Genomic DNA, 14,081 nt, shown 5'->3' with positions numbered 1-14,081 from the left:
TTCACAAACTCATCCCTTACTCCACCTCTGTAGGGCGGGTTTCGGGAGTTGGGAAGGGGATGGTCCGGGAGTGGTCCTGGCGGGAGCGAATTTCGTCGAAGTGCTCTTCGAAGAGCGTTTGGAGCATGCCGTCTTTCAAGCCGATGTCGGGCACGATCATCTGATGCACGTTGGCCCACTCCATGGCGGAGAGGTAGATGTGGCCGGCGGGTACAATGACGTCGGCGCGGTCGGGGTTGAGCATGGCCACGTTCACCCGTTCGTCCATGGTCATGCTGGTGAGGTTGTGCAGCACGGTGGCAATGCGGCGGCGCGTAACGGGCTTGTCGAGCTGCGTTTGGGCGATACTGTAGAGCTTGTTGATGTTGCCGCCCGTGCCAATGGCCCGCGTGACGTGGTAGCGGCGGGCGTTTTCCTTCACCCACTCTTCCATACGCTGCCAAAGGTCGTTTTGGGCGCCGGTTGAGGCCAGGCCACTTTCCTCTTGTTGCATCCGCCGGATAGAGCCGATTTCAAACGACTGCGAGGCTACTTTGCGCCGGTCGTGGTAGATGTTGAATTCGGTGCTGCCCCCGCCCACGTCGATGTGCAGGTAGTGCTTTTTGTCTTCGAGCAGGTGTTCGATGACGCGGTTGATGTAGGCGGCTTCGGCTTGGCCATCAATTACTTGCACCGTCATGCCGAGTTCCTGCTGGATGCGGGCGGCTACTTCGGCGCCGTTGGTGGCGGTGCGCATAGCCGAGGTGGCGCACACGAGGTAGTGGTTGGGGGCCACGTCGTGGACCTCCATTAGCAACTTAAGAGCGTGCAGAAACTTGATGAACTTGTCTTGTTTCTTATCAGAGATGGTGCCAGTGGCAAACACATCTTCGCCGAGCCGCAGCGGGTAGCGCACATACTCCACGCGCTTGAGGCGGTACCGGTCGCCGTAGTGGAGGACTGCTGAAATCTGGCAACGGACGGCGTTAGAGCCTATATCAATTGCGGCCAGTTTCAGTAGCGGATACTCCATTAGTGGTGCGGGTGAGGTGAAAAATCGGGTCAAAGATAGCCGTTTGCGGAAGGCAGACCATCTTTTCTTGAAATTTTCCCATCTGCGGCGCTTCCTCAAGACGCGTTGCGTACTGCTTTGCCCACGGGAGCCTCGCCTTCCAGCCATGCTTTAAACGCACCAGCTTTGTCGCGGCTGATTAAGGTTTCTTGCTGTGGCTCAGGATGTAAGTCCAACTTTAGCTTGCCGTTGAAGTACGGGTGCAGGCGACGTACGGCGCTCAGGTGCGTGAGTAGTTGCCGGCTGGCCCGGAAGAACTGCTGCGGGTCGAGGAGGCGCTCTAGCTGCTCTAAGGTGTAGTCTACCACGAAGCGACGGCCGTCGCGGCCAACGAGGTACACCAGCTCGTTGCGCATCTGGAAATAGGCACGACTTCCAGGGGTAAGGGCTGTTCGCCGCTGGCCACCAAGAAACGGGTTTTGTAGGGTCGGCCGGTCAGGGGTAGGCTGTCGAGCAGGCGTTCGAGGCGCTGGCTGTTTTCTACGGCAGAGAAGGCCGCGCGCAGGTCGTGGTACTTGGCTAGTGCAGCTTGCAAATCAACGAGCTTGATGGGCTTGAGTAGGTAATCGACGCTGCGCACCCGAAAGGCTTTGATAGCGTACTCGTCGTAGCTGGTAGTGAAGATGATGGGGCTGGTGAGGCCAACTTGGTCGAAAATCTCGAAGCTCAGGCCATCGGCCAGTTGAATATCGCTCAAAATAAGGTCGGGGGCGGGGTTTTGCCGAAACCACTGGCGGCCCGTAGCCACACTGCGCACTACATCGAGCACCACGGCCCTGGGGTCGGCCTGCCGTAGCAACCGTTGCAGCCGCTCTACCGCAGGGTACTCGTCTTCGATAAGCAGAATTTTCATGTATCAAGAAGCTAGGAGAAAGAAGCTAGCAGCTAGTAGGACTGATAAATACGAGGATTTAACTCCTAGTTCCTCACTTCTAGCTCCTGAAGAAGCGGTACTCGGACGGTGAACAGGCCGTTTTCGCGGAGCACTTCTACGGGGCGCTCGGAGAGGAGGCGGTAGCGGCTGATGATGTTGCGTAGGCCAACTTTGGTGGATTGCTCGAGGCTGGTTTTGGGCTGCACGTTGTTCATCACGCTGAAATAGCCTTCGGTGCTGCCGCCGGCGCGCAGCATCACGCGGAGCGGGTTTTCCGGAGAAATAACGTTGTGCTTGATGGCGTTTTCGACTAGCATTTGCAGGCTCAGAGGGGCCACGTTGGCGGCGTAAGCGGCCGGGGCTATGTCGCGCTCCACTTGCAGGTCGTCGCGGAAGCGGGTCAGAGGTTTTGAGAGGACAGCAGTTAAGGAAAGGGCGTGGAGCTTGTGGAGAGCGAGGACCTGCTAAGGCGTGTAATGCAGCATTGGGCTTGCGTGGCACGGTCCTGCTTGCTCTGACGTCCGCAGGTGGCGCCTCAAGCCAGGGACCGGCGGCGCAGGCGAAGCCTTTGGCGGGCTGACGTTGCCCACGCCGTTGCAGCAACTGGCCTTCGAGCAGCCCAATGTGGCGGTGATGCAGTTTCCGTTCGTGTGGCTGCCGATTTTTGTGGTGCCGGTGGTGGCCTTTACGCACGTGGTGGCTCTGCGCCGGTTGCTGACCTCGGTGCCGGCCCTGAAGGTGCCGGCGTAGGAGTTGCGTTACCGTTCACGTGGTTAACCTCACCCCCTAGCCCCCTCTTCTCCTTGGGGAGAGGGGAAATAGTTTTCTAGCTCTAGCTGCCCCATCCCCCCGGCCCCCTTCTTCTCTTGGAGAAGGGGGAGCCAGACGGCTTACTGCCTAGATTAGAGCTACTCCTAGTACTAGTTCCCCTCTTCCCCTGGAGAGGGGCTAGGGGTGAGGTCCCGTTGCTACTGGTCGATGCGGAAACCGAGGCCGAACTGGACCAAGCCGCTTTCCTCGGGCGACACCTAGTAGGACACCGACAATGTCAGCTGTCCGGTGACGGGGCCAGATGGCTGCACACGCAGGTGATTATAGCGGATACCATGTGGATGGAAACTGAGTTTGCTATTCTGCGTCCATACTGCTTGGAAGCACGCGGGCCGTCCAGCCATAACGAGCCTCAATGGTATCGTGGTCGAACAAAAAGACCGAGAACCGAAAAGGTTGCTTCAAGCGGACTTTTAACTTCTGCAACAGGTCTCCGCGCCACTTTAGCTCGGCGTCCAGACGCTTTTGCTCATTAGGTGGCAGCTGTTTGTAAAGATTACGTTTCTGAGTAGGAAGTGGATCGGCGGCAATTAGCAGCGTAGCATATATCTCTACGTCGGGATTACGGAAAGCATCAGCTAACCCCTCCAACTCTTGTTGTCGCCCATGTAAGCCCACATACAGTCCCGCCAGAGTATCTAGGAAATTGCTCATGACCTCTACGCCCAACTCACCCGAAGTTACCCGCTTACGGTTCTCGACCTCGTGGCCGCGAAATTCTTTAACCTCGATCAGCCACAGCCGCCGCTGGTCTGGCGTAGCAGCTACGAAGTCTACCGCCGTCAGGTCGGCGCCGATGGGTTTGATAAATTTTTGATAGAAACTGCCCGGCTTATCATACTTAATAACGGCCCAGCCGTCTGGAAAAGATAATTGCAGGTTTCCCTCCTCAAAAAGCTGCGCCATCTTATTCCGACTGATTCAGCACGTCTAGGAACTCTCCGGACTGAATAATTTCCTCCTCCAGCGCCACGATATCCGGTAGTTTCTCGAAGTCGTCCACGGCTACTACTTCCGTGGGTCCATCTGGCTTGGTGTTCAGGCCGAAGTAGCGAATAGGGAGTGCTGACTGGTCTTTGGCGCGGCTAAGAATATGAAATTGCTTAAGCAAAAATAGGCTGTGTGTGGCCAGAATAATCCGGAAGCCGGCCCTAGCCAAATTTGCTAGCAATTCAGCTAATTGGCGCAGCAAAGCAGGGTTAAGATTGGATTCAGGTTCGTCCCAGAACAGCGTGGTACGCGGGGTAAGGCTACCGTTGCTGAGCAGCTTTTGCAGCGTGCCAAACTTGCGCAACCCCTCGGCCACCATATTCATTTCTAGGCGGGCCGACTGGTTGGCGGAGTTCAGATAGTAGCGTCCGCTCTCTTCTTCCACTTCGCCGCCGAGTATATTTGTTAGAGTCTCAAGGGCAGCGGCGGCGGCAGGTTCCGGCTGCCGCAGTGGCAGACCGCGCAACTGTCGCAGAAGGTCGATATATGTTTCATCGATAGGAAGCTTCAGTTGGTCAGAAGCAGGCAGCATCCAGCTCAACGTTACAACTTCTTTGGCAGGAATAAAGACAGATGGAAATAACAGGCCCTTTTGTGCCGCATTTATAGCAGAAAAAGGAGGTGATGATTCCATGCTACTCCCATGCGAGTAGATTAGAAAGGTCCCATGTGAATCTTCGTCTTCGTTTATTTCAAAAAGTATTTCCGTCTCGAGAATATTACTTCCCCCACGCATAAGTCCGGTGATTTTCTCAGGTGCTGGACGAAATACATTAATAAGCTTGCGTCGCAAACCGTTGTCGTCCGCTTCAGCAATTTCGTTGTCTACAGATTGAGGGCCATTGATAGGCGGAGCAATACTTCTTAACCGTCTTTCAAGTTGTCGTAACACAGCATACCCTACTTTCAATACATGACTTTTGCCCGCGCCGTTAGTCCCGATAATCACATTGAGTCCGGGACTAAAGCGAAAATCAGCCTCGGCAAATACAGTGAAGTCTTTGAGTTGTAGACGCGAAAGCATGACAGTAGTGCAAGAGTGGTGAGGAGGGCGTAGCGTTCCTAATATGATACTACCCGTAGCTATTTATCCACAAGATATCTGAACGGGCGTAGCGGACTATAAACGTAAGCAGCCTTACAAGTGTAGCACGCAAAACCTTTGAAGTTGTGCAATGAAACAGAGTAAAGGCTCTAGAAGCCCTGCTACTGATCAATCCGGAAGCCGAGGCCGAATTGGATCAGGCCGCTTTCTTCGGGTGATACCTGGTAGGACACTGATAACGCCAGCTGGTCGGTGACAGGGGCCAGGTAGAAGCCGGCGCCGTAGCCGTCGTGCCAGCCGCCGGGCGAGTTGCCTTTGTAGTACACCCGGCCTTTGTCGTAAAACCCGAATATCCCGTAGGAAAAGGGCAGGAAGTTGTTTTTCACCTGGCCAAGCGCTAAGCGCAGCTCGGAGTTAAAAAACACGCTGGCGTCGCCGGTGAAACGGTTGCGGACGTAGCCGCGCAGGTTTTCGCGCTGCCCTAAGTAGGCGAGCTTGTAGAACGGAATTTCCTCGGTGTCGCCATAGGTTTTGGCGCCGCCGCCTTTGAGCACCAGCGTCACCGGAATCAGCAGGCGGGCGGTGCCGTAGTATTCGGCGAAGCCTTGGGTGAGGCCGTAGGTGCTTTTGTCGTTGTTGAGCTGGAAGTAGGTGTCGTGCTGGGCCCGCAGCCGAACGCCCCGGCGGGCAAATTGCTGCCGGTCGCGCAAGTCCAGGTCCACCAGCGCATTCAGCCCCGCCAGCCGTTGCACGGAGGTGTTCGGCACGGGCACATCGGGTTGCGTTGGATTATCGATTAGCTGACCCAAGTAGGTGTTGCGGGCGAAGTTGGTTTCGTACTGCTCGTAGCCGGCGCCCAAGCGTAGCAGGCTACGCTGAAAGAACACCCGCTCGGTGAACACATTGCCCCGGTAGCCGCTGTAGCGGGCTTTGTAGTAGTTGTTGTCGTAGAGGTTGTCGTCTTTGGTGGTGTTGTTGCCGAGGCCAAAGAAGTTGTAGAACTGAAAGAAGTTGCCGTATTCAGCGCGGGCCCCAATGTCGAACAGCCCAATAGCGTGGCGGTGGCGCATATTCAGGGCCACCTCGAAGTTGCCGTTGGTGGAACCCTGCACATCGAAGCCATACAGGTTTTTGAAGCCCGGCTTGCGGAAGCCCTGGCGTACAATATCGAAGCCGATACCAGCGCCAAACCCGTCGCTTTGGTTGTAAATGAGCGTGGCGCGGGGCTTGTAGCCGTCGTAGTTGAACGCTTCCTGGTCGTAGTCGTTTACGGTGGGCTTGGCGGAAGTCCGGTTGTCGCTTTCCGAGCCTAGCTTGAGGTCGGTGTCGGGCACGTCGTACACTTTAGTGAGCGTCCGCAGCCCACTTACCTGCGAGTTGTCGGTAATCTGGTCTTTGCCCTCGCCGCCGATGATGCGTACCAGCACGCTGTTTTTGGCGGCGCCGGTTACCGTGAAAATGTCTTTGCCATCGAGCCCGTACAAGCTTACTTCGGCGGTTTCCTTGGGTTTGAAGGTGCGCTCGAACAGCGGTGCGCCGTCGGGCTGGTCGCCTTCTTTGGCTTTGTCGAACATGCGCACCCGCACATTGCCATCGGCTTGGCGGTCCACCTGGAATACTTCGGCTTTGTTGGAGCCCACCACATCCACACGCTTGGCCAGCAGTAGATAGTAGTCGTCCAGCGCTTTAGGTAGCTCCTGAATGCGGGCTTTCAGCTTGCGGTTCAGGTCGTTGCCCGACAGCGGCATCATTTCTTTAGGCAGCTGCGCCGTGGCCTGGTCGATGGCCGCGGGCGTAATCTTCGTCTGCATGTACTTCCCGATTTCCTGCCATTGCTCCCGCGTCAGGCTTTGGAGCAGAAACCGGTCGAGGTTGCGGGCGGGCCAGTTCAAACTTTCCAGGTCATTGAATTCGCTCTGGAAATCTTCGATGCTCGGCACGGCCCATTCGCGGTTGGCGAGGTAGGTCAGCAGGCCGTTCCAGAGGGTAAAAGCCTGGTCCCGGTCGCGCGGAATAGGCTTGTACACGGTGTTCTTGCCTTGCTTGTAGCCGGCCCATTTCCAGTTGTCTTCGTGCTTGCCGAAGTCGGCCACCAGCATATCGAAGGCGCGGGCCTTGCCGAAGGCTACGGCATCAATACGGTTGTCGTGGTCTTTGTAGAGCTGACGGAAAAAGCTGAACGAGCGGCGCACCTCGTCGGCCCCACCGAAGCCGGGCAGGTTGGGCTTGGGGTCAACGGGCCGGTCTTCGAGCGTGCCAAACAAGCCGGCGTATTCCTGCCGGTATGGCCCAAGCTGCTGGTTATCGGGCAGCACGAACAAGCGCGGCCGGGCGTGCAGAATATCAGTCTGATCGAGCAGAGAACCTGCCACCAACGCTGAATAGGGGTGGGCCGTGGGCGTGATGCCGCGCAGCACGTTGGCCGCCACCGAATTGCGCAGCTCGGGCGGCAGAATCTTGGTTACATCCTTATCAACCGACCGAAACACGTACTCCGACGAGTCGGCGGCAATCAGCTTAAGCGAGGTGGTCTGGCGTCCGCCGCCGCGCCCGAAAGGCCGTAAACCACCTTTTTCGGTGTTTAAATCCAGCGTAGACACCGAAACCGGCTGCGTCCAGGACGAGCGGTAGAGCGGACCCAGGAAAAACCGTGCTCCACCCGTGCCGGCATACTGCTTGCCCGCCGCCAGCGTTTGCACGGGCGGGGTGGCCGCGTCGGGCTTCACTTCGACCACGCCTTTGGGTGCCGTGGGGCACTCCGGAATAAAGCTGTTCACGGGCACGTTGGGCAGCCGGGGCTGCTGGCAGGCCGACTGAAACAGGGTGGCCGCATACGCTTCTCTGGCAGCCGTGTCCGCACCATCGAAGGCGTAGAAAAAGGCCTTTACCGTGCCATCGGCGTAGTATTCCAGCTTCGAAAAGCCTTCTTCCGATTTATTGAACTGCGAGCTGGCGTTGGCTCCTACGTGCTGCTTCTCGCTGAAAGAACCGGATACCAAGTGGTAGTTTTCTTCGACGCGGGTGAGCTGCAAGCTGTAATCGTGCGCTGCCGCGTACACCGCGCCGGGGTTGTCGCGCAGGGTGTTCAGCATCTCTTTGCGAAACCCCTGATACGCCGGATTGGCCATGTCGCGCGGGGTGCCCACATTCTGCCGGTATGCCGCGTAGATGCTGCCCACCACCGGCGGCAACAAGTGGCGGCTCAGCGGCTGGCTGCCGCCGTACACGCCGTTGCTGACCACCGGCTGGTGGCCGACCAGCAGCACGTTCTTGCCTTTGGTATCGTCGAGTACATCCTGTAGCTGCTCCCGAAACTCTTCCTGCGTGAGGGTTTTACAATCGGTATCGGGGGCTTCGGGCCGGTCGAAAGGGTGCGTAAACCAAGGCGTGTTCAAGGCTACCAGCCGCACGTTGGGAGCCACATCGATTACTTCCGGGCCGGGGCAGCCGCCGGTGGGGGCGAAGGCATTCTGGTCGGGCAGATGCTTTTCAATATACTCTTCGAGGCGACGCACTCGCTTCAACCCATCGGGGCCGGAGTTGGCCCAATCCCGGTCGCCGGGCACAAAGTAAATCTTGCCGTTTGGTAGGCCTTGTACCAAGGCCAAAAGGGCATCAATACGAGCCGTTTCAGTTACTCGGCTGGAATCCTGCTTGCTGCCTAGTCCTTTCGGCCCCACTATATCACCAAGATGAACTACCGTGAATGTACCTGTTTGCTGCTCCAGCGTTTTGCGGAGGACTTGGAGGTGGGCGGTGGGCAAGTCGGCGGTGGCAGTGTTGCCAAGCAGGTAAACCGTATGGGTTGCCGGGGCGGAAGTCTGGCCCAGAACGGGGGAGGTTGCGGCCAGGCTAAAAGCTGCCAGCAACAGACAGCGCAGATGTGAATGCATAAGAAGTAGGCTAGAGGCCTGCAAAAGCAGGAGTCAGCAAGAATTTAACCCAGATTTAATTTGAGTTTTTTTCATTTAACCTGCTCTATCCTCTAAAGGTTGGCTTTTGCGCTTGACCACCTTGGTGAGCAGCAGGAATAGCAGGCAGGGCAGCCCCACCCAAACCACCTCGCTGGCAAGTACCCGCAGGGCACATTGCCCCGCAAAATTTCGGATGCCAATAGGAGACACTTGAATGGGCCGAAACGGAAAAAAATACCGCTGTGGGTCGAAGGGGCTGAAAAAAGCCACTCCCAAACCGCCCGTCGTCATGGCATCAAGCACGCCGTGCGAAGCCGTAGCCAGGAACAGCAGCAGCCATAGCCGCGCCAGTCCTGGTGCTTGAGTCACACGGCGCCAGCTATGTAAGCCAACTAATACCGAGGCAACTATGGCCGCCGCCAGTAGGGAATGCGTCAGGCCCCGGTGGCCCCACAGCCCGGCATAAGGCACCTGAAACTTGAAGCCCACCACGTCGGCATCGGGTAAAAACGCGCAGGCGGCCGCCAACACCCACCACCGCCAGTGCCGTCGCTCTGGCAGCAGCAGTACACCTAGGGTCGCACCTAGCGCAGTATGTCCGAAAACTGAAGCCATGAAACTACAATAAGGATACAGTGGCTGTAGCGTGAAGCCTGTGCTTTGCGCATCGACGAACTGCTGAAGTAGCAATGATGCCGTGCAACGACGCGCGAAGCGCAGGCTTTGCGCTATAGCCTACAAGCTACCCTGCAATTCTGCCGCCACCCGCGGGACGCCGGTACTGGCAGGTTCCGTGATGAAATGCAGGTTGGGCCGGCCCACCAGTGGCGGCTGATGCGGATCGATAACGTAGATAGGGCAGGAGCTGGGCGCGTAGTGCACCAAGTTGGCTGCCGGGTACACTTGCAACGAGGTGCCCACCACCAGAAAAATATCGGCGGTAGCTGCTTCGTCCATGGCCAGTTCCATCAGCGGTACCTGCTCACCAAACCACACAATATTCGGCCGGAGCTGGTGCCCTTTTTCGCACAGTTCCCCCAACTCAATCCGATCCGACTCCATCGGGTACACCAGTTCTTCATGCAAGGAGCTGCGCGACTCGAACAGCTTGCCGTGCAAGTGAATCACGCGCGACGAACCAGCCCGCTCGTGCAAGTCGTCCACATTCTGCGTTAGGATCACCACTTCAAATTGCTGCTCCAGTTCTACCAGGGCCCGGTGGCCCGCATTAGGCTGTGCGGCCCGCGCCGCCGCCCGCCGCTGGTTATAAAAGTCAAGCACCAGTTCCGTATTCCGGGCCCATCCTTCCGGCGAGGCCACATCTTCCACCCGATGCCCTTCCCAAAGTCCATCCGAACCTCGAAAAGTAGCCAGTCCGCTTTCCGCACTTATGCCCGCGCCCGTAAGGGCCACCAGTTTTTTTCTCATAGTATAATGTAGCAAGATCTTCAGCTTGTGCCGAGAGTTGAATCATACAAAACTGCCTTTATGAAGGCATATTTGCAATGGCGTGGAACTGTCGATAGAGTAGAGGGTTAGATAGTTCTGAATTTTCAGAACCGCCGCAATTCTTCGCGCCTAAATACCCATTCTGGCGTAGTAAATCGGGCATTTTCAGGATCTACGGCAAACCATGCACCCCTCGATATATCGGTGTTGCGGAGCACGTGTATCTGCTGCGCGGGCATGTAGCTTTGGGCTAGCAGCACGTAGCGTCGACCGGTACTGAGGTGCTCGGCTACATCCAGCACGAGCACGGCGTGGCCCGGCGAGCCACCCCGGATAAATACGTCGCCGGGCTGCACATCGGTGAGGGGCATAGGCGTTAGCTCCCGCGCCAAGGACAACGTGCCAGCGTAGGTGAAAATTTGGTCGAGGTAGCGGCGAAATACTGCATGCGTAGGTTGCTCTACGGCTTTGGAAGCAGCCACTACTTCGCCACTGTTCACGCGGAATCCCTGGCCGCCGTACCAATCTGCAAACCGGATGTCGTCGCCGCTGGTGAGGTGGAAATGCACTTGATCGGGCTTTCTGGAAAACTCGTATTCACCTCGTAGGCGGATAACAGCATCCGCGCATTGCTGCAAATCACGGGTGCCTACATCGATATTCAGCACTGCCGCATGTACAGTCTGTGGGTCTTTCAGTTTGCCATCATAGAGATGCACCGCCGTGCCGGCTGGCAGTAGCGGCAAATAGCGTAGCCAATGGCCGAAGGAGCCCGTCCTCACCGTCATGCGTTGGCAGCCCGGCGGTACTGCGAACCGAGCGGCTAAGCTTCGCTTCACGTTATAGGTGCCTATTGGTAGCCACGGGTACCGGTTTGGAGCGGCATCAGGCAGCGCGAGGGCGGCTATTGGGCTGTTTTCTGGTTCGGTTGTGGGCATTGCTTGGCCACAGGCTAGCGCAACAGCCGCTAAAGCAGTTAAAAATATTAAACGCGCTATCATAAAGCTATACGCTAAAATTACTTTGGGTCGGCTCCAGCAACCTGAACCTGAAGCAACAACGGCCGGACCCGCGCTTTTAGCACTTCGCAACCAGTAGTTAAGTAAAGCTGACAGAACGCGGCGAATTATCCGCGCCTGAATCTCAGGTATGCATTAGTATTAAAACAAACCAGCCTGCCAAATGGGTGGCAGGCTGGTTGTTATCCAACAAGTAACAGCTCTACTTGGCCTTGGCCGTAGCTTTTTTGGCGGTAGTACTAGGTGCTTTCTTGGCTGCTGGCTTTTTAGCCGCAGGCTTCTTGGCGGCAGCCGTTGGCTTTTTCTTGGCTGGCTTATCAGCGGCATCGGCTGCATCAGCTTCGGGGGCGGCTTTCTTGGCGAAGCGGCCCCCTTTGGCGGGCTTGTCAGGAGTGGCGGCGGCCAGTTCCAAACAACGCTCCAGCGTGAGGCCAGCGGGTTCTTCGCCTTTCGGAATTTTTACGTTCTTTTTGCCCGCCACGATGTAAGGGCCGAAACGACCATTCAAAACCTGCACATCCGGATTTTCGGGGAAGGCCTTGATGAGGCGTTCCGCATCGGTTTTGCGCTTGTTTTCAATCAACTCGATGGCCTCGGTAGCCGTGATGGTGTGCGGGTCCTGCTCCTTGGTGAGCGAGTAGAACTTGCTGTCGTGGCGGATGTAGGGGCCGAATCGACCCAAGGCTGCGGTCATATCCTTGTCCTCGAACTGCCCGACGATGCGCGGCAGCTTAAACAGGTCCAGCGCCTCTTCCAGGGTGATGTTCTCGATGAACTGGCCTTTGCGTAAGCTGGCATACACAGCCTTTTCGTCTTCCGGAGCGCCTTCCTTCGGCTCGATCTGCACGTACGGGCCATAGCGACCCAAGCGAGCCGTAAGCTTCTGGCCGGTTTCGGGGTGAATGCCAATAACGCGGGTGCTGCCTAAGGTGCTGCGCTCGATGTCCTGGCCGCGCTCCACGGTGGCGTGGAAAGTGCCGTAGAAGCCAGCCAGCATATCGGTCCACAACTCGTGGCCGTTGGCTATCTGGTCGAATTCATCTTCTACTTTCGCCGTAAACTGGAAGTCGACAATGACGGGAAAGTGCTCCACGAGGAAGTCGTTGACCACCATGGCCGTATCAGTGGGGAAAAGCTTGGCTTTATCTGCCCCGAAGGTTTCGGTTTTCACTTCCGTCTTCACCGTGTCGCCGTCCAGGGAAAGCACGTTGAACTTGCGCTCCTTGCCTTCGCGGGAATCCTTCTCTACGTAGCCGCGCTTTTGAATGGTGCTGATGGTGGGCGCATACGTGGAAGGCCGGCCAATGCCCATTTCCTCTAGTTTCTTCACCAGCGAAGCCTCGGTGTAGCGAGCCGGCGGCGACGTAAAGCGCTCCAATGCCCGCAGCAGTTGCAAAGGCAACTGCTGGCCCACGCTCAGCGGCGGCAAGCCACGCGAAAACGACGAGTCGGTACTAGTAGTTTCGTCTAGTTCTTCCTCGTCCTTGCTCTCTGCGTAGGCTTTCAGGAAGCCCTCGAAGGTGATAACCTCGCCCGTCGCAGTCAGTAAAACGCCTGGCTGCGTGCTAATAGCAATGGTAGCTACCGTCCGCTCAATCACGGCATCGGCCATCTGCGAGCCCATAGCTCGCTTGCGAATCAGGTCGTAGAGGCGCTGCTCCTGCGAGTCGGCGCCGGCTTTTACCAGCGAGAAGTCGGTGGGGCGAATAGCTTCGTGGGCTTCCTGCGCTGAGGCCGATTTGGTTTTGTACACCCGAGTTTGGGCGTACTCTGGACCGTAAGCACTGCTGATTTCCACGCGGGCGGCGTCTAGGGCGTCCTGTGAGAGGTTCACCGAGTCGGTCCGCATGTAGCTGATCTTGCCGGCTTCATAGAGCTTCTGCGCCACGCTCATGGTCTGCGCTACCGAGAAGCCCAACTTGCGCGAGGCTTCTTGTTGCAAGGTGGACGTAGTGAATGGCGGGGCCGGGCTGCGCTTGCCGGGCTTCTTCTCTAGATTTTCAATCCGATAATCGGCTCCTACGCAGCGCGCTAAGAAGGTTTCTGCTTCTTCGCGAGTTTTGAAGCGTGTGGGCAGTTCGGCTTCCAGCACTGCTCCGCGGCCTGCGTCGAAGCGAGCCGTAATGCGGTAGGCTGATGATATTTTGAACTGGTTGATTTCCCGCTCGCGCTCTACCACAATGCGGACGGCCACGCTCTGCACGCGGCCCGCCGAGAGGCCAGCTTTCACCTTTTTCCAGAGCACCGGGCTTAGCTCAAAGCCCACCAACCGGTCGAGGACGCGGCGGGCTTGCTGCGCATTTACTAGGTTCAGGTCGATTTCCCGCGGGCTAGCAATGGCGTTGAGGATGGCGTTCTTGGTGATTTCGCGGAACACGATGCGGCGCGTTTTGTCGGTGCCGCTTAGGTTCAGCGTTTCGGCCAGGTGCCAGGAAATGGCTTCTCCCTCTCGGTCGTCGTCACTCGCTAGCCATACCGTTTCCGCTTCCTTCGCCAGCTTCTTGAGCTGCGCGATTATCTCGCGCTTGTCGGCCGACACCACGTAGGTGGGCTTAAAGCCGTTGGCAATGTCAATGGCGTTATTATCCTTGGGCAAATCGCGGACGTGGCCGAAGGAACTCTTAACGATATAGTCCTTACCCAAGTACCCTTCTATGGTCTTGGCTTTGGCAGGTGACTCGACGATGACTAGGTTTTTGACCATTGGGTGGGTAAAAATGCTGCGGTAGAGAACCAGCTAAATAGTAAGAATTAGATAGAAAACGCGGCGACGAGCAAGAATGTTGAATTTTGCCGCAAAGATGATGGAATAATCTGGTGTGCCAGTGCTTGTCGCACAATAACTCTGCCACACCCCTTTCAGTTACGGCATGAAGCCAACAGCAGATTTAACCTAACTGGTTCACGA

General features: G+C 57.0%; 12 protein-coding genes. 1 reads left to right on the top strand and 11 read right to left on the bottom strand.

All coding sequences use genetic code 11. The features are described from left to right. Positions 1 to 16 precede the first annotated feature (16 nt). The 4 genes from VF639_RS14820 to VF639_RS14805 all read right to left on the bottom strand — a co-directional run bounded on the left by VF639_RS14820 (position 17) and on the right by VF639_RS14805 (position 2,302). On the bottom strand, positions 17 to 1,012 hold the full coding sequence (locus VF639_RS14820; protein WP_331146700.1) for a Ppx/GppA phosphatase family protein: 996 nt from the start codon (positions 1,010 to 1,012) through the stop codon (positions 17 to 19). A 95-nt stretch (positions 1,013 to 1,107) separates the two neighbouring features. Continuing rightward, positions 1,108 to 1,407 carry a LytTR family DNA-binding domain-containing protein gene (locus VF639_RS14815; RefSeq protein WP_331146699.1) on the bottom strand — a complete coding sequence of 100 codons (300 nt, stop codon included), beginning with the start codon at positions 1,405 to 1,407 and terminating at the stop codon, positions 1,108 to 1,110. Further along, positions 1,353 to 1,904: a LytR/AlgR family response regulator transcription factor gene (locus VF639_RS14810; RefSeq protein ID WP_331146698.1), complete on the bottom strand. Its 552-nt coding sequence runs from the start codon at positions 1,902 to 1,904 to the stop codon at positions 1,353 to 1,355. Before VF639_RS14810 ends, VF639_RS14815 begins: the two co-directional genes overlap by 55 nt. A gap of 65 nt (positions 1,905 to 1,969) precedes the next feature. Continuing rightward, entirely contained in the window at positions 1,970 to 2,302 is a 333-nt protein-coding gene (locus tag VF639_RS14805; RefSeq protein WP_331146697.1) for a LytS family sensor histidine kinase, read from the bottom strand. A 205-nt stretch (positions 2,303 to 2,507) separates the two neighbouring features. Between VF639_RS14805 and VF639_RS14800 the strand changes: the two genes are divergently transcribed. Further along, positions 2,508 to 2,675: a hypothetical protein gene (locus tag VF639_RS14800; RefSeq protein WP_331146696.1), complete on the top strand. Its 168-nt coding sequence runs from the start codon at positions 2,508 to 2,510 to the stop codon at positions 2,673 to 2,675. A 378-nt stretch (positions 2,676 to 3,053) separates the two neighbouring features. Here the strand turns inward: VF639_RS14800 and VF639_RS14795 are convergent, their stop codons facing one another. The 7 genes from VF639_RS14795 to topA form a co-directional block, all read right to left on the bottom strand. After that, positions 3,054 to 3,662, bottom strand: a complete 609-nt coding sequence (locus VF639_RS14795) for a hypothetical protein (RefSeq protein WP_331146695.1) — start codon at positions 3,660 to 3,662, stop codon at positions 3,054 to 3,056. 1 nt (position 3,663) lies between these two features. After that, positions 3,664 to 4,770: an AAA family ATPase gene (locus VF639_RS14790; RefSeq protein WP_331146694.1), complete on the bottom strand. Its 1,107-nt coding sequence runs from the start codon at positions 4,768 to 4,770 to the stop codon at positions 3,664 to 3,666. A gap of 182 nt (positions 4,771 to 4,952) precedes the next feature. Continuing rightward, positions 4,953 to 8,684 (bottom strand): hypothetical protein, encoded by a 3,732-nt coding sequence (locus tag VF639_RS14785; RefSeq protein ID WP_331146693.1) that lies wholly within the window; start codon positions 8,682 to 8,684, stop codon positions 4,953 to 4,955. Positions 8,685 to 8,759: 75 nt separating this feature from the next. After that, positions 8,760 to 9,320: a metal-dependent hydrolase gene (locus VF639_RS14780; RefSeq protein WP_331146692.1), complete on the bottom strand. Its 561-nt coding sequence runs from the start codon at positions 9,318 to 9,320 to the stop codon at positions 8,760 to 8,762. Between the two features lie 120 nt (positions 9,321 to 9,440). Further along, complete coding sequence (locus VF639_RS14775) at positions 9,441 to 10,133, bottom strand: SIR2 family NAD-dependent protein deacylase (protein ID WP_331146691.1); 693 nt, start codon at positions 10,131 to 10,133, stop codon at positions 9,441 to 9,443. Between the two features lie 125 nt (positions 10,134 to 10,258). Next, positions 10,259 to 11,092, bottom strand: a complete 834-nt coding sequence (locus tag VF639_RS14770) for a DUF4846 domain-containing protein (protein WP_331146690.1) — start codon at positions 11,090 to 11,092, stop codon at positions 10,259 to 10,261. A gap of 283 nt (positions 11,093 to 11,375) precedes the next feature. Further along, complete coding sequence (topA, locus tag VF639_RS14765) at positions 11,376 to 13,877, bottom strand: type I DNA topoisomerase (protein ID WP_331146689.1); 2,502 nt, start codon at positions 13,875 to 13,877, stop codon at positions 11,376 to 11,378. Between the last annotated feature and the right edge of the window lie 204 nt (positions 13,878 to 14,081).

It is taken from the genome of Hymenobacter sp., assembly GCF_036387835.1.
Lineage (GTDB): Bacteria > Bacteroidota > Bacteroidia > Cytophagales > Hymenobacteraceae > Hymenobacter.
Note: the sequence above shows the minus strand (reverse complement) of the source record. Positions and strands in the feature narration are given on the sequence as shown.